This window comes from Photobacterium sp. WH77 (assembly GCF_022014395.1).
Taxonomy (GTDB): Bacteria; Pseudomonadota; Gammaproteobacteria; order Enterobacterales; family Vibrionaceae; genus Photobacterium; species Photobacterium arenosum.
In genome coordinates this window covers 281,954-302,577 of sequence record NZ_JAKLTE010000003.1, presented here as the reverse complement: position 1 = coordinate 302,577, position 20,624 = coordinate 281,954, and the positions used below count along the sequence as shown (strand labels likewise).

The 20,624-nt window shown below is 49.7% G+C and carries 21 protein-coding genes; 15 read left to right on the top strand and 6 right to left on the bottom strand.

All coding sequences use genetic code 11. The features are described from left to right. Positions 1 to 306: 306 nt before the first annotated feature. Both L6J37_RS05200 and L6J37_RS05195 read right to left on the bottom strand, forming a co-directional pair. Positions 307 to 1,494 (bottom strand): MFS transporter, encoded by a 1,188-nt coding sequence (locus tag L6J37_RS05200; protein ID WP_237794390.1) that lies wholly within the window; start codon positions 1,492 to 1,494, stop codon positions 307 to 309. Continuing rightward, positions 1,491 to 1,694, bottom strand: a complete 204-nt coding sequence (locus L6J37_RS05195; protein ID WP_237794387.1) for a hypothetical protein — start codon at positions 1,692 to 1,694, stop codon at positions 1,491 to 1,493. The genes L6J37_RS05200 and L6J37_RS05195 overlap by 4 nt, the downstream gene beginning before the upstream one ends. 61 nt (positions 1,695 to 1,755) lie before the next feature. Between L6J37_RS05195 and L6J37_RS05190 the strand changes: the two genes are divergently transcribed. From L6J37_RS05190 to L6J37_RS05160, 7 genes are all read left to right on the top strand, one after another. Beyond that, on the top strand, positions 1,756 to 2,706 hold the full coding sequence (locus L6J37_RS05190) for a LysR family transcriptional regulator (RefSeq protein WP_237794385.1): 951 nt from the start codon (positions 1,756 to 1,758) through the stop codon (positions 2,704 to 2,706). 770 nt (positions 2,707 to 3,476) lie between these two features. Continuing rightward, positions 3,477 to 4,847 carry a Na+/H+ antiporter NhaA gene (nhaA, locus tag L6J37_RS05185; RefSeq protein WP_237794383.1) on the top strand — a complete coding sequence of 457 codons (1,371 nt, stop codon included), beginning with the start codon at positions 3,477 to 3,479 and terminating at the stop codon, positions 4,845 to 4,847. Between the two features lie 154 nt (positions 4,848 to 5,001). After that, positions 5,002 to 6,051, top strand: a complete 1,050-nt coding sequence (locus tag L6J37_RS05180; RefSeq protein WP_218383656.1) for a sensor histidine kinase — start codon at positions 5,002 to 5,004, stop codon at positions 6,049 to 6,051. Then, positions 6,048 to 6,746 (top strand): response regulator transcription factor, encoded by a 699-nt coding sequence (locus tag L6J37_RS05175; protein WP_237794381.1) that lies wholly within the window; start codon positions 6,048 to 6,050, stop codon positions 6,744 to 6,746. The genes L6J37_RS05180 and L6J37_RS05175 overlap by 4 nt, the downstream gene beginning before the upstream one ends. An 86-nt stretch (positions 6,747 to 6,832) precedes the next feature. Beyond that, a complete protein-coding gene (locus L6J37_RS05170) occupies positions 6,833 to 7,486 on the top strand; it encodes a potassium channel family protein (protein ID WP_027252715.1) in 654 nt (217 codons plus the stop codon). Between the two features lies 1 nt (position 7,487). Further along, a complete protein-coding gene (locus L6J37_RS05165; protein WP_218383653.1) occupies positions 7,488 to 8,852 on the top strand; it encodes a TrkH family potassium uptake protein in 1,365 nt (454 codons plus the stop codon). Between the two features lie 178 nt (positions 8,853 to 9,030). Continuing rightward, on the top strand, positions 9,031 to 9,450 hold the full coding sequence (locus L6J37_RS05160) for a hypothetical protein (RefSeq protein ID WP_218383647.1): 420 nt from the start codon (positions 9,031 to 9,033) through the stop codon (positions 9,448 to 9,450). Positions 9,451 to 9,637: 187 nt separating this feature from the next. On the opposite strand, the gene L6J37_RS05155 is transcribed toward L6J37_RS05160, so the two are convergent. Further along, entirely contained in the window at positions 9,638 to 10,516 is an 879-nt protein-coding gene (locus L6J37_RS05155; RefSeq protein ID WP_237794379.1) for a LysR family transcriptional regulator, read from the bottom strand. A 78-nt stretch (positions 10,517 to 10,594) separates the two neighbouring features. On the opposite strand from L6J37_RS05155, the gene L6J37_RS05150 reads away from it, so the two are divergent. Continuing rightward, positions 10,595 to 10,834 (top strand): hypothetical protein, encoded by a 240-nt coding sequence (locus tag L6J37_RS05150; RefSeq protein ID WP_192014777.1) that lies wholly within the window; start codon positions 10,595 to 10,597, stop codon positions 10,832 to 10,834. A gap of 148 nt (positions 10,835 to 10,982) precedes the next feature. Here L6J37_RS05150 and ampC read toward each other — a convergent pair whose 3' ends face one another. Next, a complete protein-coding gene (ampC, locus tag L6J37_RS05145; protein WP_237794377.1) occupies positions 10,983 to 12,155 on the bottom strand; it encodes a class C beta-lactamase in 1,173 nt (390 codons plus the stop codon). A 151-nt stretch (positions 12,156 to 12,306) separates the two neighbouring features. On the opposite strand from ampC, the gene L6J37_RS05140 reads away from it, so the two are divergent. Continuing rightward, positions 12,307 to 13,200, top strand: coding sequence for a LysR family transcriptional regulator (locus tag L6J37_RS05140; protein WP_237794375.1), 894 nt, complete (start codon positions 12,307 to 12,309; stop codon positions 13,198 to 13,200). On the opposite strand, the gene L6J37_RS05135 is transcribed toward L6J37_RS05140, so the two are convergent. Then, positions 13,192 to 14,130: a LysR family transcriptional regulator gene (locus L6J37_RS05135; protein WP_237794373.1), complete on the bottom strand. Its 939-nt coding sequence runs from the start codon at positions 14,128 to 14,130 to the stop codon at positions 13,192 to 13,194. The genes L6J37_RS05140 and L6J37_RS05135 overlap by 9 nt on opposite strands. A 122-nt stretch (positions 14,131 to 14,252) precedes the next feature. Between L6J37_RS05135 and L6J37_RS05130 the strand changes: the two genes are divergently transcribed. The 5 genes from L6J37_RS05130 (at position 14,253) to L6J37_RS05110 (ending at position 18,666) form a co-directional block, all read left to right on the top strand. Next, a complete protein-coding gene (locus L6J37_RS05130; protein WP_237794372.1) occupies positions 14,253 to 15,026 on the top strand; it encodes an SDR family oxidoreductase in 774 nt (257 codons plus the stop codon). A 78-nt stretch (positions 15,027 to 15,104) separates the two neighbouring features. Continuing rightward, the gene (locus L6J37_RS05125; protein WP_237794371.1) at positions 15,105 to 16,481 is read left to right on the top strand and encodes an aldehyde dehydrogenase family protein; all 1,377 of its coding nucleotides are present in this window, start codon (positions 15,105 to 15,107) and stop codon (positions 16,479 to 16,481) included. Positions 16,482 to 16,508: 27 nt separating this feature from the next. Further along, the gene (locus L6J37_RS05120; RefSeq protein ID WP_192014783.1) at positions 16,509 to 16,763 is read left to right on the top strand and encodes a hypothetical protein; all 255 of its coding nucleotides are present in this window, start codon (positions 16,509 to 16,511) and stop codon (positions 16,761 to 16,763) included. A 68-nt stretch (positions 16,764 to 16,831) separates the two neighbouring features. Beyond that, positions 16,832 to 18,010: a low temperature requirement protein A gene (locus L6J37_RS05115; protein ID WP_237794370.1), complete on the top strand. Its 1,179-nt coding sequence runs from the start codon at positions 16,832 to 16,834 to the stop codon at positions 18,008 to 18,010. Continuing rightward, a complete protein-coding gene (locus tag L6J37_RS05110) occupies positions 18,007 to 18,666 on the top strand; it encodes a potassium channel family protein (protein WP_192014784.1) in 660 nt (219 codons plus the stop codon). Before L6J37_RS05115 ends, L6J37_RS05110 begins: the two co-directional genes overlap by 4 nt. A gap of 46 nt (positions 18,667 to 18,712) precedes the next feature. Here L6J37_RS05110 and L6J37_RS05105 read toward each other — a convergent pair whose 3' ends face one another. Continuing rightward, entirely contained in the window at positions 18,713 to 19,687 is a 975-nt protein-coding gene (locus L6J37_RS05105) for a helix-turn-helix transcriptional regulator (protein WP_237794369.1), read from the bottom strand. 121 nt (positions 19,688 to 19,808) lie between these two features. Between L6J37_RS05105 and L6J37_RS05100 the strand changes: the two genes are divergently transcribed. Beyond that, positions 19,809 to 20,492, top strand: coding sequence for a glutathione S-transferase family protein (locus L6J37_RS05100; protein WP_192014786.1), 684 nt, complete (start codon positions 19,809 to 19,811; stop codon positions 20,490 to 20,492). Positions 20,493 to 20,624 lie beyond the last annotated feature (132 nt).

Sequence of the window (20,624 nt, the reverse complement as noted above, 5' to 3'; positions counted from 1 at the left end):
AATATTTTAATAAATATAATGGGAGTTAACTGATTCTGACAATAGCAAAAGGTATCTTAGGTTCACCTTTTGTCAGTGTCCAGGGTTAGTGGATCGGATCATATATAGTACGTACTCTGTCGCCATATTCAGTGGTTTTTTCTGCACCTGCGAAATTATTGATACTTGCTACTTTCTCAAGTGTTGGGATTTCTACTCTTGCCACTATACGCGTAATAATCAGAGCAACCACTCCTCGTCGAACTGGCCACTCATCCATATATTTGTAGAAACCCTCAGCTCCATCAATTCTGCCAAGTGCCCCGATTACTCCGTGACTGCATGCCTCACAGGTTTGGTCCGAATCATGATTACCAGAATGAAGCTGAGCAGCGTGGTGATGGCAGCCGTTAAATAAAGTGGCCTGATCCCCCAATGATCTAATAGCCCGGCCCCTGCCATGGCACCTGCTCCGATGGCTCCGTTGAAGATAGCAGCATAAATCGCGGAAGCTGGTAATGCATCAGCTCCTGCTAATCGTATGATCCAGGCCTGAATTCCGACAAAGAGTATAGCGATGCCAAGGCCCCAGCCGGAGAGCAGCAAGAGTGCGATAATCCCATCTTTCACTGTGACTGTGCTGATCAACAGCAGACAGAGGGATACCAATAGCAGGCCGATGCTAAGCACAGCTTTCAGGTGTTTATCGATGAAGACTCCGCACAGTAAATTACCGAGTATTCCCGCAATGCCGAAGGCAAGCAGGCAGATGACGACCCAGTTTTGAGGAATGGCCAGTTCTGAGGAAAGCAGGACTTCGATGAAGGTAAAGGCAGCAAAGTGTGCAACGATACCGCATGCTGCAATCAGATATATCCGTCTTAAATCTGTATTGCGCAGCACCGAAACAAATTGGTTTCGGCTCAGAGAGGCAGTGCCGGCTACACGGGGAAGACTGAATGCCAGAGTAAGCGCGGTGGCGACAGAGAGTAACCCCAGCAAACCAAAGGACAATCGCCAGCCGGCGTCATGACTTATCCAGTTGATGAGCGGAACTCCGAGAACACTGGCAGTGGAGACGCCGCCAAAGATAATTGCAGTTGCCCGGCCAACGCGGTTCGAAGCGACCAGTTGTGCTCCCATTGTGCCAATCATCGCCCAGAAGGCACCATGCGCGAGTGCGCCCGCTAATCGGGCGATGAGAAGTACAGTGAAGCTATGGCTCGCTGCCGACACGGCGTTAGAGACTCCCAGTAAGAGCATCAGTCCGACTAACAGTGGCCGGCGGGGCAAATGGCTGATAGTCATCACTGATAATAATGCGGCTGCAGCGCCCAGCCACGCATACAGGGTGACAACTAATCCCGTCACACTGGTATTCTGATCCAGATCGGCAGCAATGGCTGACAGCATACCTATGGGGGCTAATTCAGTGGTGACCACAGTAAATGCAGCAACGCCGAGCATGGAAACGGCTGCCCAGTTGCGCCAACCCGTAGCGTTGGATGTATTCATGAGTTGACTCCTTTTAGTCCCTCGAAGCTATAACGGTCACCTGTCGGCTGAAAATCCCCTGTGGCTTGTTGTTGTGGATTCAGATCATCAGAGGTCAGAGTGATACTGGCTCTTTGCGGCAAATAGAATTCGCTCATACCCGTATAGCTCAGTCCTATCGCAGACACTTCAAGCCCTTGGCTCAGAAAACGCTTTTGCATCGCTATTTCTCCTTGGTTCGTTTTATGATTCTCAATATACTTTCCGAAACTGGAGGTTTGTATGGCGAAATATGGTAATCCGATTTCCGATATAGGAAAAAGGGGAAGGCATAACACGTTGAACTGGGATGATGCCAGGATTTTTCTGGCTATTGCCCGGTCAGGTACCTTAAGTGGCGCCTCAAAAGCGTTGGGAATTGGGTTAGCAACAACATCGCGTCGTATAGAACGGCTGGAGGCAGCGCTGGGACTGAGCCTGTTCATTCGTGATCAAATCGGCTACAGGCTGACAGATGAAGGAGTGATGCTGATTGCTCAGGCAGAGGCACTAGAGCAAGCTGGCCATGCGTTTGGTGCGGCTGCTCAGGGCAGCAATGATGACGTGGCGGGGCATGTACGCCTGGCAACAGCGCAAGGCCTGGCTGATCACCTTATTATTCCTGCACTTCCCCGGTTAATGTCATCACACACCAATCTGACCATCGAGGTTGTGACCGGTGTCTCTACGGTCAACTTGCATCGATATGATGCTGACATGGCAATACGTATGGTCAGGCCGGAACGCGGCAATGTGAGTATCCGGCGGTTAGGTGAGCTTGGTTTTGGCCTGTATGCATCACAAGAGTATTTGCAGCAGAGAGCCGCACCAGAAAATGGCGGGTTGTTCGAAGATGATGATTTTATTGGCTGGTCTGAGAGCCAGCAGCACCTTCCGGCGGCACAGTGGTTAGAAAAAAGGTTGCGTGGGAAGCCTTGTCGCCTGACCACCACCAGCATGTCATCTCAGGTAACAGCGGCTCAAGCTGGAGCGGGGATAGCCGTTCTCCCTCATTTTATTGCTCAAAAGCAGGGACTGACTTGTGTCCAGAGTGATATAGGGTGTAGTCAGCCGATTTGGCTGGCGATTCATTCCGATCTGGCACACTCCAGAAGAGTACGGCTTGTTGCCGATTTTCTGAGTGATCTTGTTCTTCAGAATAAAGGGCTGTTGGTGAGCGGGCACGCATGCTGAGTTCTGATTATTAATATGGGAGTTGGATTTTTCTGTTTATCCACTTACTTTCGTTGATTTCATTTTGTGACTCTGGTTGCTTATTGTTGTTTTTGTTACCACTAAACTTGTTGTGCTTACCTTCAACAGGTAATGAGTTTGCGAAATTCAACTGGAATAATAAGGATAATACAATGAGAGTGCTAATTTTGTTGTTGGTTACCCTGTTCGTGAGTAATACGGTAATGGCTCATGGCGGCGGTTGTCGAAAGAGCTCACCACCCGGTCAGTGCTGCCATAAGGATAATCGTACCGGCACAGTGCACTGTCATTAGGCCAATGACAGTGCGATAGAAACGCTGCAAACTTCAAAATAATTTTACTTATCAGAATGCCATTCGCTAATTTCTCCAATCGTTTTAGTCAACATACTTGAATCCAATGCTTCACAAACTTAGGGGATAATTCAGGAACAATTGTCAGGTTGTCGGCGCCGGGAGCGCCTGCAACCGGTCCGGATGTTCGCGCCTCAGCTTTAACGCTGTTTCCTGCCTACATTGCAGCATATATGGTCATAGCCTATTTTTTATGTAGTTTTACCTGAATATGGGATATGCCATGTGTTGAACTAGCCTCAGGCAGTGTGTCTGTATGAGTTTCAAAGACTCTGCAAGTCTGCCGAGCGGTGATAGCAGACAATATCACGTTGCTAGTGTCCGCTTAGGGTAACTTATTTAAGTTTCTTGAGAGGATACACTCCTTATACGCGATCCCATTGTGATGGAAAGCCCATGAAGAAAACCGCTTTTCGGCCCCATGAGCGAGGGCATCCGACTCAACTGCCCAAAGAATATGTCGATTGGATCACGCAACCGATAACCCGATTTCTACGCATTGAGGCTGCCGCTGGTGCTGTTCTGCTTTTCTTTACTCTGGTTGCTCTTGCCCTGTCAAATTCCCCCTGGGGGGAGGTTTTTCTGTCCCTGTGGGACATATCCATAGGGATAACACTGGGGTCAGTCGAGTTTGAGCGTTCACTTCAGGAATGGGTCAATGACGCTTTTATGACATTGTTTTTCTTCTTGGTTGCACTGGAACTTAAACGTGAAATCGTACTGGGAGAATTAAAAAACCCGCGTTTAGCGATGCTGTCTATTTCAGGGGCACTCGGTGGCATGCTGGTTCCGGCATTAATTTACCTGGCTTTTCTACAGGGCCAGCCCGGGCAAAATGGTTGGGGAATAGTGATGGCGACAGATACCGCCTTTGTTATTGCCTGCCTCATTTTACTCGGGCCACGCGTTCCGAAAAGTTTGCGGATATTTATGCTTTCTTTAGCGATTATTGATGACATTGGTGCCATTGTAGTCGTGGCTGTCGGTTACGGGGAAAACATTAGTTTTTATTATATTGGGCTTGCAGTGATCGGGTTTATTGCGGTGAGGGTCATGGCTGCGCTCGGTATACGCAGTATCGCTGTGTATTCGTTAATGGGTGGCCTTATCTGGCTGGCGGTAGATGCGTCAGGCGTGCATCCAACTGTCACTGGCGTGATCCTGGGGCTGATGACGCCTACAGGCCGGTGGGTCAACGAAGAGCGTTTGTTGACAATTATGGAATGTGTCGTGCCCTTGCCTTTGGCAAACCAGCATGATGTGAATGTGAACGATCGCCAAATCTTAAAGACCGCAGAAGCGGCGGCGCGTGAGGCCCTTTCCCCGCTGGAGCGGTTGGAAATGCTGCTGCACCCCTGGGTCGGTTTTGTCATCATGCCGCTTTTTGCCTTTGCCTTTGCCAATGCTGGTGTTGTCATTTCTTTTTCAGAGCAGTCCGGCTCGTTGTATATGGCTATTTTTGCCGGTCTTGTCATTGGCAAGCCCGTCGGTATTATTTTATTCAGCGGGCTGGCAACGTATACCAAACTGGCAGTGCGGCCGCCTGATTTGTCCTGGCTCTATCTTGCGGCAGGGGGGATGCTTGCCGGGATCGGGTTCACTATGTCGCTGTTTATTGCTCATCTGGCCTTGAGTCCCGCGCTGGTGGATGTTGCAAAGCTTGGTATTTTATCCGCTTCTTTATTCTCTGCTCTGGCGGGAATCATACTGCTCAGTTGGCTCATTAAGCGTGACGGCTTGCGCAAGAAGGGGAAAGCATCGCGTTAAATAATGAACCTGCTCTGCTTATGAACCGAAATCCACTGTATTTCGAGAAACAATATCGCTAAGCCTGAATGCGATCTTTTTACGCTTTTTTTACGCGAACTCTCAGGGGCCATTTGCTAGAGTGTCCCCACTGATTGTTGATTGACTCTGAACTATGTTTGCTCACTGGCGAAACAGCTATTTTCTTTTTTCTTTCATGGTGTTGGCGAGTGCGCTGCTGGCCTCGTGGCTGATTGATCTGGCGCTGGGCTCTACGATAGCGGTTCTGCTGATTTTACAACTTGCTGTTGTGGTGGTGGCGTTACAATGTACGGCGCGTTTTGCTTACGGTTTCGCGGTGATAGAAGCCTTGAGTTTCAATTTCTTGTTTACCACACCCCGTTATTCACTTCAGATGTTCCATGCGGAGGATATTATTAATCTGGTTGTTTTTATTATCGTGGCACTGACAACCAGCCAGCTTGCAGAGCATTACCGTCGCCAGCAGGATGAATTGAAAAAAGCCAAACTGCGCAACAGTATTTTGCTCTCGGTTTCCCATGATCTCAGAACGCCTTTAGCGACCATTATCGGTACGCTCACAACGCTTAATGAATATATGCCCAAACTCAGTGAGGGTGAAAAAAGTGAATTGCTTAACAGCGCCACAGCAGAAAGCCATCGTTTGCATCAGTATATTGAGAATCTTTTGCAAGCGACCAAGCTGCAACATGGCGCGCTGAAAATAACCAGAAATGATGAGTCCCTCGCTGATATTGTCCATCAGGCTATTTTGCGATTACCTGAAGCCAGGAACAGGTTCAGGGTGCAGGTACAAGGCCAGTTATCCCGCATTTTGGTGAGCGGCGTACTTATTGAACAAGCCCTGTTTAATGTATTGGATAATGCATTACGTTTTTCACCAAAACATCAATCCGTGGTGGTCACGCTGTTTCAGGAATCGGCTTATATTGTGATTGATATTCAGGACAAAGGCGTCGGCATCAAGAGCGATGAAGCGGCGCGGATCTTCGATCTCTTTTATTCAAGCGCTACCAAGAAAACGGCAGATTCAGGATCTGGCTTAGGTCTGGCTGTCGCGAAAGGCATTATTACCGCCCACCAGGGGCTGATTGAGTCTGTACCTGTGTCGGAAGGATGCCTGATCCGAATCCGCTTACCGATCGATCAGCCCTCAAGCAGTCCTCAAGGTGAAAAATCGTGAGCTATAAAATTTTAGTGGTGGATGACGAGCCTCAGATCCACACCTTTATTCGAATTTCGCTTGCCGCTGAGGGATTTGACTATCTTGGGGCTGACAGTATTCAGTCCGCCACAGCGTGTTTTCAGGCCCATACTCCTCATGTGGTCGTTCTGGATCTCGGTCTGCCTGATGGCGATGGCGCGGCTTTTTTGGCCAGCCTTCGGCAAACACATAAAACCCCGGTACTGATTCTGACTGCCCGCGATCAGGAAGAAGAAAAGATCCGTTTACTCGAAGCCGGAGCGAACGATTATCTGAGCAAACCCTTTGGCATCAAGGAGCTGATCGCGCGTATCAAAGTGCTGGTCAGAGATTTGGTCGATGATCAGGTTACCAATGATGAAATTCTCTGCGGCAGGCTGAAAATAGTAAAAAGCACCTATCAATTCTGGCTGGACAGTCACGAAATACCGTTAACAAAGAAGGAATTTGCCTTTGTTGAACAGCTTATTCTGCAACCGGGCAAACTGGTGAAACAATCGTATCTGCTCGATGTGATTTGGGGTAAAAGCCATCGCGATGACACACATTATCTGCGCATTTTGGTCAGCCAGCTGCGCAAGAAACTCAATGACAGTGCAGACGAGCAACAGTTGATCAAAACGGAATCCGGGCTGGGTTATCGTTTGGTTCTTGGCCAATCCGATAGCGGTTAATCGCTGACATTTCTGCCATTTCGCTTGCTTTGCGGAATTGGCGAACTTACTCCTTCATTTTTGGAAAAAATAACTAAGGTATTGTAATGGCACATTTTACAGTCATTGGCTTAGGGCGCTTTGGTGTGGCTGCCAGCCTGGAATTGATCCACCTAGGGCACACGGTGACAGGGGTAGACAGAGACCCGAAGATTGTCGAGAAGTATGTCGAAGAGCTCACGCAAGCTGTGATATGCGACTCCTCCGATGAAAGTGCGTTAAGGGAACTGGACCTGGCAAACAGTGAAGCTGTGCTGGTGGCTATCGGCGAAGATATGCAATCGAGCCTGCTGTGTACTTTGGCGCTGAAGAACCTCGGGGTGAAGGAAATCTGGGTCAAAGCGAGTACCAAAGCGCATCACACCATAGTGTCGAAACTGGGTGTACAGCGCATTATTCATCCGGAAGAAGAGATGGGGATCCGCGTTGCCCAGTCGCTCAATTATCCTATGGTCAATAACTATCTGGCGATCGGGCATGGCTTATACGTGGTGGAAATTCATGTGAAACCTGCGCTGCATGATGCACCGGTATCCCGGGTGCTAGGCGATGCCAGAGGCAGTGTGCAGGCTGTTCTGATTAAGCGGGAACAGGATGTGTTCACCGACATTAACGCGAACTTCTTACTTAAAGAAAACGATATACTCCTGCTCTGTGGCACCCGGGCGGAGCTGAAGTATATCGCGCCAAGGTTGGTGTAACATGGTGTTGTGGCATCCGTCCGTCTCTCCCATTGAGCGTAAACCCAAGGCGGGGAAAAAGCTGCTGGGCGCACCGCCCTTCATACTTAGTGGCAGCTTTTTACTGTTAATTCTTATTGGTGCCGGGCTGCTGAAACTGCCCATTGCCACTCACGAGCCTATCAGCTGGGTGCAAAGCCTGTTTACGGCAACCTCGGCGGTAACGGTCACCGGACTGGTAGTGGTTGATACCGGCACTGTGTTTACGCCATTTGGCCAAACTGTGATTGCCCTGCTTATTCAGTGCGGAGGGCTTGGTTTAATGACCTTTGCGATAGTGACCTTAATTGCGCTGGGTGGGAAAATCGGCTTTTTAGAACGCACGGTCGCCCGGGAAGCCTTTAACCAGACCGACTCATCGACGCTGGCCACCACCGCCAAATCCGTACTGGGGTTTGCTTTGGTCGTCGAACTGATAGGTATCGCTGTGTTAACCCTGTACTGGCAGGAGGAGTTAGGCTGGCAGACGAGCTTGTTTCACGGGTTTTTCTATACCATCAGCGCCTTCAATAATGCCGGTTTTGCGTTAAGTGCAGACAGTTTAATGCCCTATGTGGATGATCCTGTTGTGAATATCACGATTACCGGCTTGTTCATTATTGGCGGCCTGGGCTTTTCGGTCTGGATGGATCTCAAGCGCCATCGCTGCTGGTCACGCCTGACGGTGTACAGCCGGATGATGATATCAGGCACAGTCATCATTAATCTGGTGGCATTAATCGCCATTTATCTGATTGAGTATGACAACCCGAATACGCTGGCCCCTTTGAGTGAATCCGGCAAGTGGCTGGCATCCTGGTTTCAGGCGGTGACGCCGCGTACGGCAGGTTTCAATACTCTGGCCATTGATCAGCTAGAAGATGCGACTACCTCGATTCTGCTCATGCTGATGTTCATTGGTGGCGGTTCGCTAAGCACGGCAAGCGGGATCAAAGTGGTGACTTTTATCGTGCTCATTCTAGCGACATACGCCTATTTACGGCGCGATGAAGCGGTTGATGTGTTTAAACGCGAAATCACCAAAGAAACCATCAGCAAGGCGCTGGCGCTGACCTTAATCTCTGCCGGTGTAACCTGGCTGGCCATTTTTGCCCTGTTACTCAGTGAAAACGCGCCCATGCTGGATATTGTCTTTGAAGCCGTGTCTGCGCTGGGAACGGTGGGCCTGTCCAGAGGGCTAACCGGTAATCTTTCCGTCGCTGGCGAATTTATCATTATCTTTGTGATGTTCATGGGCAGGTTAGGCCCACTGACGCTGGCATACTTTTTAGCCAGCCCCAGAAAGAAAAAAATTCGCTACCCTGAAACCAAACTGGCTATCGGCTAGTGTGATTTGTGCTGGCCGGGAAACGGTTAACGCATTCCAGCCAGTACATTGGTCAGGCGTTGATGGGCAAATATCCCCAACATTTTCTGCAACTTGCTCATTTATCGCCATAATTAGACGTAGTCATCATAAAAAAGTGACAACACATTTTTCGAGCCGACTGGGGTAAGGAGACCAAATGAAGCATCAGTTGTTGGGGTTAAGTTTGACGGTGATATTAACGATTCAGCTTTCGGGGTGCGGTGTGTTGCTACACCCTGAACGAAAAGGTCAGCGGGGCGGTCAGGTGGATCCGGCTATTGCCGTTTTGGATGCGGCGGGCTTGCTCTTATTTGTTGTGCCCGGGTTGATCGCTTTCGGGGTGGATTTGTATTACGGCACGATTTACTTGCCGGGAACAGCCAAAACCTTAAATGAAGAAGAACTGAACAGGCTAAGGACAGTCGATGGGCAAATTCAGCCAGAACAGCTCGCCAGGTTTGTTTCAGAGCAAACCGGTCAGGTTATCCATGCTGAAGAAATGTTGTCCTATCCGGTCGGCTCAGTGGATGAGTTAACCTTTATGCTTGCTGAGGTACCAAAGAAGACCTCCTCTTAGATTGATGGCAGTATTATCAAAGGTATATTGCTGAAGGTATCTTACTGTCGATGGGTAGTGATCCTGAATATCAACACCAGCGCTCACGGCTGATGTTTTAAGTATTGCTACTCATCTGACTGCCAGGGTTCACTATGCATGGCGCGAGTTTCAACAAGGTAGGGCAATACATCATACATTTCTGGCGTTATACAGAAGCAGGTGTTGATATTTGGTCTTTGACGTGCTCAATGAAAAGCTCGACCGATCGGGATAGCCTGTTTGGATTCCATACCATATGAATATCCCAGCTTGTTTCTTTTGGAAACGGGATTAATTGAATGGCGTCATAAATTCCGAGAATTGATTTTTTCGGTAAAATAGCAACACCCGTATTAGATAAGATCAATGTAATAATAGTTTGCAAATCTGCTGAAATATTGGTGATCTTGTATGTTCTGTTTTTTAACAGAGACATAGTATTCAAATTGATCTGAGATTTACTGTGATTACTCATCATCAGCAAATTATATTTCTGTAAATAGAAGTCAATATGATCACTGTCATACTGGCTTTTTGAAACAGCTAGAACAAATTCATCACTTGAAACACGAATACTGCCGAGTGACTGCGAGGCTGGTTTTCTCATGAAGCCAATATCTAAGGAACCTGAAAGTAATTGATCTTCTTGATCTTGTGAGCATATATCTGACAGGGAAATAGAAATGTTACTGTGTTTCTTCTGGAAGTCACGAATAAAAACCGGCAGGAAATCATTACTTGATTTACCAAAACCAATAGATAAAGGTGTCAGGTTATTCTGTGAGATGCTGGATATCAATTCATCTGTTTTCTTAATATGCCGATTTAACGCTGTGATTTCATTAATGACGAGTTTACCTGTATCTGACAGGACCACGCCCTGGCTATCTCTGACAAACATTTCAATCTCATAGGCATCTTCAAAATTTTTAATCTGTTTTGACAGTGCAGGTTGAGAAATACAAAGTATCTGTGATGCAACCCTGAAGCTCTTCACTTTTGCAAGGATTTCAATAGAGCTTAAATGTTTTGGATTAACCTTCATAACTTTAAGTTATCGCCATTAAAATAAAATCACTATGCACTATAGCATAAACGTAGATAATTCTGATATCGAACACTGATGAATGGGTTTTATATGCAATATTGTGTGCTGGTGAAAGAAGAAGTGCTGGTTTTTGAAGAGATCCATGCAGAAAACGCATCGGATATCATCTTTAGCTTATTCAGGCAGGGGTTTGTATTAGCGCCTGTATTAATTGAGGCAAACAACGCAGAGAATGCAAGAGCGTGTTATCAGCATCGTTATGAATGGAAGGATGTTTCCACTGCATTTCAGCAGAAAAAGGTATTGGTCTGTTAGTTTTTATTGGATGAATACCAGAATTCATCAAAAGGTGTCAGACGTTGCGGTTAATCGCTGCGCCAACAGTTAAGAAGAAATCCGTGTGTTCACTGTCGGATTGACTGACAGCGGAGCACACGGAAATCGACATGAAAGCGTTGACGGATTATTTCAGGGCAGATTCCAGAATCGCATAGGCGGCTTTGATGCGTTCGCCGTTGGGATAATTCTTGTTGGCCAGAATCACGATGCCGGTTTGCTCGGCAGGTATATAGGCGACATAAGCGCCGAATCCGCCGGTTGAACCCGTTTTGTTCACCCAGATGTTCTCTGGCAGAGGTTTGGGTGACGCGATTGCATCAATAGGCATCGGGTTGAGAATGGTCTCAGTCGAATTTCCCGCCAGCAAGGTGTTCAGTGATGCCGGATAATCATACATTTCCCAGGCCAGCCCTTGCGTCAGGGTGCTGGACCGATAGTAACCTGTCTTGGTATTTGCCAGCGCTTGCTTCATCAGAGGCTGGACAGAAACTGTCCCGATATTGGCTTCGATATAGCGCACCATATCCGCACTGGTCGATTTAACACCGTAGGCTTCAGCATCCAGAACACCGGGATTGACTCTGACAGCGTCGCCAGCAGCGTTGTAGCCAAAGGCGTATTCGTGCATTTTAGCTTCCGGCACATTGACAAAGGTGCTGGACATCCCGAGTTCCGGCAGGATGAGATTTTCCATCAGCGCCGGGTAGGTATCCCCCATACTCTGAGCGGCGAGATAGCCAAACAGGCCAATGCTCGGATTAGAGTACAGCCTGTGAGTACCTGCCGGAAAGGCAGGCTGCCAATGGCGATAATAGTTCAGCATGCTCGTGTGGTTCGTGACGCTGTCAGGGAACTGAAGCGGCAACCCTCCAGCCGAGTAAGTGGCTAACTGAATTAACGGTGTGTTTCCAATCGTACTGCCTTTTAGCGCCGGTAAATACTTCGACACCTGATCGTCGAACGATAGTTTTCCTTGCTGTTGGGCATAGCTGGCCAGCGTCGCGGCAAAGGTTTTACTGACCGAACCCAGTTCAAAAATAGTGTTCTCCGACACGGGCTGCTGTTGCTGAACATCTGCCAGCCCATAGTTATAGTAATAGGTTTTGCCTTTGATAGTGATGCCAAAGGTTATACCCGGAATCTGGTAGGTGTCCATTAATCGTTCAGCTTGCTGATCCACGGCCTTGCGGAGCGTTGCTTCCTTCCCAGTTGTCTGACTGTAGGCAGGTGATGCGGCTGAGGCCAGAAATGCAGCAAAGAGTATCAATGATCGAGTATTGCAGATGGTGCTTTTCATTGTGACTTCTTAATGAGTATAAGGTGAATGTTAATTATCGGCCCCCATGGAGACAGGGCGGATATTAAAGTGAGTCAATTTGATGCACAATGTGCGAAATCTAATAAGAGCAATAAGAAAATCTAGGGTCAGAAAGTCTGAGGTCACAGGAATGAATATTACCCACCTGCCGCTGAACGCGATTCGTGCTTTCTTAGTGTCGGCAAAACATCTGAATTTTACCAAGGCAGCGGTTGAATTGTGCGTGACTCAGGCTGCAGTCAGTCAGCAGGTGAAAATGCTGGAGTCCCAGCTGGGCGTGTCTTTATTTATACGTCAGTCCCGGGGGTTAAATTTATCAGAAGAAGGCATGATGCTGCTGCCTGTGGTGCAAGGGGCGTTCGACAATCTGTCTGAAGCTCTGGACATGCTGGCGCAGGGTATCCACCGGGAAGTGGTCTCTGTGGGTGTGGTCGGTACATTCGCGGTGAACTGGCTGCTTCCCCGAATTGCTGATTTTCAGGCACGGTATCCCCTGATTGACCTGCGCATCTCAACCAATAACAACACGGCCGATCCGGTCGCTGAAGGTCTGGATTATCTGATCCGTTTCGGGAAAGGCAGCTGGCATGCCACGGAGGCGACTGAGCTTTTTCCCGCGCCGTTTACTGTCCTGTGTCCACCGGGAATCGGCCAGGTATTGGCCTCGCCGAGAGATGTGTTGAACTACACCTTATTGCGCTCCTACCAACCCGATGAATGGCAACTGTGGCTGAATGAAGCCAAAGTGGCAGTGCCAAAAGCAAAACTGAGTGCGATAGTGTTCGATTCTTCAATCGCCATGGTCGAAGCGGCAATTCAGGGCTATGGTGTGGCACTGGCACCGCCTGTCATGTTTGAAAGGCTGTTGATGGAAGAAAAGCTGGTGCAGCCGTTTGATCTTTATCTGCATAAGGGGTCTTACTGGCTCACCAGGCTGCATGCGCAGAAAGAGAGCCAAGCGCAGATTAATTTTAAACAATGGTTGCTCGCCTGTGCCAGTGAAGCGTGCAGCACCTCAGTATGAGCAGCGATGCCGGGCTTGGTTTTCTTCACTGATCAGACAGGCTTCCGTCAGCAGCTGGCTGATCCATTCCTGAAATACATTGACCCGTAAAGAGAGGTTTTTCCGGCTTGGATACAGGAACGAAAGCGGGATGGGGCTGGGTTGGTAGTCGGGCAAGACCTCCTGCAATGTATTGTTTTCTAATAAATGCAGTACATCATATTTTGGGATTTCAATAATGCCTATGCCAGCTAAAGCGCTGGCGATATAGGCTTCTGCATTGTCGACCGTGACCCGGCTTTGCATGGGCACCGAGACAGTTTCCCCATCTGAATGGTATTCAAGACTTGCCTGCTGGGCTGGCATCTGGATGGCGTAATGGATGAGATGGTGCTGACTTAAGGCTTCCATGTTGGCCGGAATGCCAAATTTAGCTAAGTACGCCGGACTGGCACAGTAAATGACTGCCAGATCGCCGAGTTTTTTGCAGATCAGCTCTGAGTCGGATAATTCACCGACCCGGATAACACAATCAACCCCTTCAGCCACCAGATCAGCCAGCCGGTCTTTCATGCTGAGTTCGATGTTAATCCTGGGGTACCGGGATAAAAAATCAGGGAGAGCAGGGATCACGATACGGCGGGCAATCCGGCTGGGCATGTCGATACGCAGTCGTCCTTGTACCTGATGGGGGGCAGTATGAAACATTCGTTCCGAAGCGTTAAATTTCTGCACAACATGGCTGGCGGTGTCCAGATAGCGAAGCCCGTCCTGAGTTGGCGTCAGTTTGCGTGTGGTACGGTGTAATAACTGAACACCCAGCCGGTTTTCTAATGTTTGTATCACAGTCGAAACCGTCGATCTTGGCATATTTAACGCTTCCGCAGCTTTGGTGAAACTGCCACTTTCCAAGACCTGAATAAAAACTTCTATTTGCTGGATTCTGTCCATCTTGTCTCTGCCATTGTTCGTAAACGCTGACAGGTTCTGTCAGGAATTCGGATTTATCTAGTGTAGAACACTCACTATAGTCATTCAGTGCTGTTATGAAAATGGATATAGGGAGAGAGAGCATGTCTAGACATAGTATTGAAGGTAAAGTTGTGCTGATTGCGGGCGGGGCGAAAAACCTGGGAGGATTACTGGCTCGCGAATTTGCCCGGCAAGGCGCGAAAGCTGTGGCTATTCACTATAACAGCGATGCGACCCAAGCTGCTGCCGAGGAAACCGTTGCGGCCGTCCGGGCTACCGGCGCCGAAGCTGTCGCGTTTCAGGCCGATTTAACCAAGGCGGCGGCAATGGAGAAACTGTTCAACGATGTTGTTGCTTCTGTGGGGCGACCTGACATTGCAATTAATACTGTAGGTATGGTTGTGAAACAACCGATCATGGAGGTAACTGAAGCTGTCTTTGATCAATCTTGCGCAGTCAATGTGAAAACGGCCTTTTTCTTCCTTAAAGAAGCAGGAAATCATGTGAACGATAACGGCAAAATCTGCACGATTGTCACGTCACTGCTTGGTGCTTATACGCCTTTCTATGCGGCTTATGAAGGTTTGAAAGCTCCTGTCGAGCACTTTACCCGCTCGGCGTCGAAAGAGTTTGGGGCGAGAGGAATTTCAGTAACGGCGATTGGTCCTGGCCCGATGGATACGCCTTTCTTTTATCCGGCAGAAGAGAAAGAAGCGGTTGAATATCATAAAACGGCTGCGGCACTTTCGCCATTCTCAAAAACCGGTCTGACTGATATCGAAGATATTGCTCCCTGGATCGTATTCATGGTCTCAGACGGGTGGTGGATGACAGGTCAGACGATTTTGGTCAATGGTGGCTATACCACGAAATAAACCATGACCGGCAGCGGGCAAGCTCGGAAAATCAAGCCCGCTGTTTATCTGGCCGGGACACCTGTGAGGAGGCGTCATATGAGCCACGCATTTCAAGCCGTTTTTGATCGCCAGAAAGCGGCATTTATGACAGACCGGACGAAATCGCGGGACTGGAGGCTAGATCAGTTGGCCCGAATGGAGCGCATGTTGCTTGATCACCAGAAACGGTGGTGTGCTGCGCTTCATCAAGACTTCGGAAAACCGCCTTTTGAACAGTTATTCGAGATCACTGTGCCTATGGGCAACATTGCATTTTACCGGGACAATCTCGATCTGCTGATGGCGCCGGAAGCGGTGATGATACCCGACGGACTAGCAAAACGTGGCTTGCGTGGTGAGGTACGGAAGGAGCCTTACGGTGTCACCTTGGTGGTTGGCCCGTTCAATGCACCGATACTCTTGCTGCTTGATCCGGCTGTTGCTGCATTGGCTGCTGGGAATCCTGTTATTCTGAAACCAGCAAATACCACCCCCGCAACTGCGGCATTATTTGCCGAGTTGATCCCGCAGTACTTTGCACCTGAAGATGTTGCTGTTGTCACTGGTGGCCGTCAGGAAATTTCAGCTCTGCTTGAATTACCTTTTGATTTCATTTTCTTTACCGGCAGCGCGTCGGTGGGCAAAGTCGTGATGCGAGCTGCCGCAGAACATTTGACGCCAGTTATTCTGGAGCTGGGAGGACAAAATCCGACAGTGGTTGATGAAACAGCGGATCTTGACCGTGCAGCTGATGCCATTGCATGGGGGCACAATGCGATATCGGGGCAATGGTGTATTGCTCCCGGTTTTGTTTGTGTGCATACGTCTGTTGCGGATGCTTTTGTTGAAAAACTGTCCGCTTCGGTGACCCGAATGTATGGTGCCGATCCGTCACAAAGTCCCGACTTTGCAAGAATGATCAGTGAAAAGGATACGGCCAGGGTGGCTTCATACATAGTGCCGGAGAAGACCGTATTGGGGGGGCGTGCTGATGTCTCTGCCTGCTATGTCGAACCGACCTTACTGTACCCGTCTGACTGGACGGATCCTGCTATGCAGCAGGAGGTCTTCGGACCTGTGCTGCCCATACTCCGCTATAGTGATATACAAGACGTAATCACTCGGTTGAAAACCTTTGAAAAACCGCTTGCCGCTTATATTTTCAGCCGTGATGAGGCCACCATTGAGCGATTTCTGCACTCACTCTCGTTTGGTGGCGGTTGTGTGAATCTGGTCAACCTGCACTGTTGGATTGGCGCTTTACCCTTTGGCGGTGTGGGTTCGTCTGGGATGGGAAAATACTACGGCAAGGCGGGATTTGATGCACTGAGCAATGCTAAATCTTTGTTGCTGTCACCAGCAGACATCAGTGTCGACGTTTATCCGCCGTATCAGGGTAAAGACATTGATGCGATGCTGGATCCCTTTTCCTGAAAGAAGAGCCAGAAACAGGAGCATTGAATGCATACGATCTATGTCATTGGCGGGGGCTTGCTGCTACTCGGACTGTTCTTTGTGGTGTCCTGGTTCACCGGGCAGCCTTTTGCACGATTTCTGAAACCGTTTCTGCTGGCCTGGCTGATTTGTGCCGCTGTGAATCTCTGGGTGGGGGTTGTTGATGCGGGATACAGCCTGGCAGAGGAATTGCCTATTTTTGCTGTGGTATTTGCCATACCGGCCGTCATTGCCTGGCTGTTGGCAAAGCATCGCGGATAAGTGATTGCCTGTGCCGTTCACTGGCTCAGGTGAAAGGCACTGAGATGAGGTATTTTCCGGGAAGGCAGATGATACAGTCCATGATTCTTAAGCTTGCTCCAAAAGTCGCGTTGCGCCAGTTGGCGACAGACGAGCATCCCCATGTGACCAATATCGAGTTGTTTTTCGATTTGGTGTATGTGTTCACGATTATTCAGCTCTCGCACTTCTTGCTGGCACACAGTTCCTGGCTGGGGGCACTGGAGGCTTTAACGCTGTTTGCCGCGGTATGGTGGTCCTGGAACTATACCGCATGGGCCACTAACTGGCTGGATCCGGATCACGCCCGCGGCCGGATGCTGATGGTTGTGCTGATGGCCTGTGCATTGCTGATGGCGATTGCTATGCCTCTGGCGTTTTCTTCAAGGGCTGGGCTCTTTGCCGGTGCTTACGTGGTGATGGCCTTGACCCGTGCCGGATATATGGCGCTTGTTTTCCGGGGCGAAAGGATGGGGCAGAACTACGCTCAGCTTGGTGCCTGGAGTGGAATATCCGGCCTTTTCTGGATGGCAGGCGTTTGGCTGCCTGAACTCCGATTAGGATGCTGGATGCTGGCTGTGGTGATTGACTACGCCGCTCCATACGTGGGGTTCTGGTTGCCCGGTAAAGGGGCGACGCCAATGGAAAGCTGGCCGTTGCGCGGATTACATCTGCTGGAGCGGAATCAGCAGGTGTTCATTATTGCATTGGGTGAATCCATCCTATTGTTGGGTGGGTTGTTAGTGGGAAATGCGCTGCAGGCTGACACGCTGGCTGCGGCTACTGTGGGCTTTTTTCTGATTGTCACGCTGTGGTGGATATATTTTGTGCACCTGACGGAAGCGGGGGAGCATCGTTTTCTGCAGGAAGCTGATCATACTAAGCTAGCCAGAGCCAGTCTGGCTTATGCGCATGGCATTATGGTGGGTGGTGCAATAGTGACAGCGGTTGCGATTGAACTCATTGTCGATCACCCCCTGGAGCCGGTCCATCTGCCGGTTGTGACGGCGGCTGCTGCCGGCCCGTCGATTTTTCTGTTCGGCAGCGCTATGTTTCGCCGGACCATAGCGAAGAAAATGCCGTTTGCTTACCTGATTGCTGTTGTAGCGCTTGTCCTCTGGAGCTGGCTGGCCTTTTCTTTCCATTGGCTGGGGCTCTGGCTCGGCACTGGTGTGTTGGGCATTCTCTTATCACTTGCCCGATTCGGGGGGGAGGGCAATCGGGCATGACGGGGCAACCGCTGGCTGCAACTCGGGGTGTGGCCGTCAACCTGACCCTGCTATGCGCCATCCTTTTGCACAACCTGACCTATCCGCTGTCGGTGGCAGGCGGGATATGGCCTGCCGTGTTTTATTGTTTTTACGCTGTTATTTTCGTTGCTGCGACATGGGCGCTAACCGGCGATGTCTGGTTGCGGGGCTTTGTCGCTGTAAGTGGTCTGGCCGTTCTGATGGCGGGTTTGAACAATTCTTACCTTCCGAGCCAGTCAGCGGCGCTGGCTGTTTTTCTCACTTCAATTGTCTATCATCTCGCGATGGTCGTGGTACTGGCATTGTATACATTTCGCGCCCGTACCGTGATGGCCGATGTGGTACTTTCAGCGACCTCTTTATATCTTGTGATTGGCTCAGGGTTTGCCGCCATTTTTGCACTGATTGAATGGGTTGCTCCCGGTTCGTTTATCGTGAGCTCTGGCGCAATAATCAACTGGCAGCAGATGGTGTATTACAGTTATATCACGCTGACTACCCTGGGATATGGTGATATAACGCCAGTGGGATTTTATGCTCAGGCTGTTGCATCGCTCGAAGCCGTCATCGGTGTGCTTTATACCGTGATCTTGCTGTCCAGACTGGTCGGGCTGTACGCGTCAGGCAGAAGATAAGGTCAGTGATGCGCTATCTGGTGAGGCAAATTACGGGTGATTCCAGTCATTCAGTGCGTGACTCGTCATAATATTGCCCCATCACTTCTATGACGTCTTTCATTGCCTGGCGCAACGCTTCAGGCTGGATAACCTGAACTTCCGGTCCGAATCTCAGCATTTCCACCACCGCCTGTTCGGTTTTGCCTGAGGGTAAGGTGACGCTTGTCCAGCCCGTATTATCTGTGTGAGTAATTTGTGTGTGTTGCCGGACATAAGGGGGACTCAGGCTATGTAACATCTTGAGCCCTTTGGCGGTGAGTTTGATCTCTGCTGTGTAGGGGTAGAGTTCAGTTTCCATCTGGCGGGTGCTTTGCTGCCAGTATGCGGATAAGTCAAAGGGCACCGGTGATTCAAAAGAGTGATTCAGGATACTCAGATCCTGAATGCGGGCAACCCGGTAAGTTTTGACCTGCATCTGAGACTGAGCCACCAAATACCAGGTGCCAGCCTTTAACACCATACCCAGCGGATTCACGACCCGCTGGCTGCTGCCACGCCAGCTTTGATAATCAAACTTGATCTGGTTTTTCTGCCAGATTGCGTTGAACAGCTGCGGCAGGTCGCCAACGGTTTCCTTTTCTGTAAACCAGCCTGGGGTATCCAGTAGAAAACTGGACTGAAATCGTTCGGCGTGAGTGCGGAGACTGACCGGAATGGCAGCCAGTAACTTCAGTCTGGCTTCCGACATGGCGGGCGCGAGTCCCAGTTCCTGCATCGGGCCGGACAAACCGAGCATGAAAAGTGTTTCGATTTCCTGTTTTGAGAAACCATTGAGCTGTGTTCGGTAGCCTTCCAGCAACCGGTAACCCCCATTGACGCCCTGTTCGCTGTATACAGGGATACCCAGCGCACTCAGGCTGTCGATGTCGCGGTAGATACTGCGGACAGAAACCTGACAGTCGCGGGCGAGCTCTGCTGCACTGACTTGCTCGCGGGATTGCAGGGTCATCAGAATGGTCAGGAGTCGACTGGCGCGCATCAGCTTTTCCACCGTTAAAGAAAGAAATCAGAAAGAGTCAGGATCGTTTATAAACCTGACAAAATCTGACAGGTATGGCCAATATAGTGACCCGGACTGATAACAACAACAGGAAATAACAATGTCCGATAAAGCACTTGGTAACGAACTGGTATTCTTCCATTCACCGCATACGCGCTCGTCCAGCGTTCTGATCCTGCTTAACGAGCTGAATGTGCCTTTTAAACTGAATGTGCTGAATATGCTGGTGGAGGAGAACAGACAACCGGCCTATCTGGCGATTAACCCGCTGGGGAAGGTACCGGCTTTACTTGATGACGGTGCCTTGATTACTGATCAGGTAGCAATCTATCTGTATCTGGCTGACTTATTTTCCTCCGGCGGCCTGGCTCCCGGCCTGAGCGATCCGCTGCGTGGTCCCTATTTGCGTTGGATGCTCTATTACTCCGCCTGCTTTGAACCCGCTGTTTGCGACAAAGCCATGGGGTGGGTGCCCAATGAGCAAAAGGTCAGCCCTTACGGAGACTACGACACTGTGCTCGGGATACTCATTGAGCAACTCAGGGCAGGCCCTTATTTGCTGGGAGAGCGTTTTACGGCGGCTGATCTGTTATGGGCAACAGCACTGAAATATTGCACGGCATTTGGATCGGTTGAGCCAGATCCTGTGATTACTCAGTACCTGGCGCGGGTCACTGCACGGCCTTGCTTTACATATGCCAAAGATCTGGATACTAAACTGGCGGCTGATCATGAAGCCGGGCGTTTAAAAATACTGGAAGCAGGGGAATTCGCACGCAGGTAGCGGTTTTCTGCCCATCGTGCGGACACCAAAAAATGGCTGGCTCAGATGGCATTCATCAGAGCCAGCCATACACCGCAGGGGCATGAATGCCCCCTCTTTTTCAACGCGATGTCTTGTACAGAATCATCACCT

What these genes read in the sequence shown, in the direction of transcription:
- L6J37_RS05100 (WP_192014786.1), top strand. Translation starts at nt 19,809, where the DNA reads ATGTCCGATAAAGCACTTGGTAACGAACTGGTATTCTTCCATTCACCG.
- L6J37_RS05150 (WP_192014777.1), top strand. Translation starts at nt 10,595, where the DNA reads ATGAATGGGTTTTATATGCAATATTGTGTGCTGGTGAAAGAAGAAGTG.
- L6J37_RS05165 (WP_218383653.1), top strand. Translation starts at nt 7,488, where the DNA reads ATGGTGTTGTGGCATCCGTCCGTCTCTCCCATTGAGCGTAAACCCAAG.
- nhaA (WP_237794383.1), top strand. Translation starts at nt 3,477, where the DNA reads ATGAAGAAAACCGCTTTTCGGCCCCATGAGCGAGGGCATCCGACTCAA.
- L6J37_RS05170 (WP_027252715.1), top strand. Translation starts at nt 6,833, where the DNA reads ATGGCACATTTTACAGTCATTGGCTTAGGGCGCTTTGGTGTGGCTGCC.
- L6J37_RS05180 (WP_218383656.1), top strand. Translation starts at nt 5,002, where the DNA reads ATGTTTGCTCACTGGCGAAACAGCTATTTTCTTTTTTCTTTCATGGTG.
- L6J37_RS05115 (WP_237794370.1), top strand. Translation starts at nt 16,832, where the DNA reads ATGATACAGTCCATGATTCTTAAGCTTGCTCCAAAAGTCGCGTTGCGC.
- L6J37_RS05195 (WP_237794387.1), bottom strand. Translation starts at nt 1,694, where the DNA reads ATGCAAAAGCGTTTTCTGAGCCAAGGGCTTGAAGTGTCTGCGATAGGA.
- ampC (WP_237794377.1), bottom strand. Translation starts at nt 12,155, where the DNA reads ATGAAAAGCACCATCTGCAATACTCGATCATTGATACTCTTTGCTGCA.
- L6J37_RS05190 (WP_237794385.1), top strand. Translation starts at nt 1,756, where the DNA reads ATGGCGAAATATGGTAATCCGATTTCCGATATAGGAAAAAGGGGAAGG.
- L6J37_RS05120 (WP_192014783.1), top strand. Translation starts at nt 16,509, where the DNA reads ATGCATACGATCTATGTCATTGGCGGGGGCTTGCTGCTACTCGGACTG.
- L6J37_RS05130 (WP_237794372.1), top strand. Translation starts at nt 14,253, where the DNA reads ATGTCTAGACATAGTATTGAAGGTAAAGTTGTGCTGATTGCGGGCGGG.
- L6J37_RS05110 (WP_192014784.1), top strand. Translation starts at nt 18,007, where the DNA reads ATGACGGGGCAACCGCTGGCTGCAACTCGGGGTGTGGCCGTCAACCTG.
- L6J37_RS05160 (WP_218383647.1), top strand. Translation starts at nt 9,031, where the DNA reads ATGAAGCATCAGTTGTTGGGGTTAAGTTTGACGGTGATATTAACGATT.
- L6J37_RS05155 (WP_237794379.1), bottom strand. Translation starts at nt 10,516, where the DNA reads ATGAAGGTTAATCCAAAACATTTAAGCTCTATTGAAATCCTTGCAAAA.
- L6J37_RS05140 (WP_237794375.1), top strand. Translation starts at nt 12,307, where the DNA reads ATGAATATTACCCACCTGCCGCTGAACGCGATTCGTGCTTTCTTAGTG.
- L6J37_RS05200 (WP_237794390.1), bottom strand. Translation starts at nt 1,494, where the DNA reads ATGAATACATCCAACGCTACGGGTTGGCGCAACTGGGCAGCCGTTTCC.
- L6J37_RS05105 (WP_237794369.1), bottom strand. Translation starts at nt 19,687, where the DNA reads ATGCGCGCCAGTCGACTCCTGACCATTCTGATGACCCTGCAATCCCGC.
- L6J37_RS05125 (WP_237794371.1), top strand. Translation starts at nt 15,105, where the DNA reads ATGAGCCACGCATTTCAAGCCGTTTTTGATCGCCAGAAAGCGGCATTT.
- L6J37_RS05135 (WP_237794373.1), bottom strand. Translation starts at nt 14,130, where the DNA reads ATGGACAGAATCCAGCAAATAGAAGTTTTTATTCAGGTCTTGGAAAGT.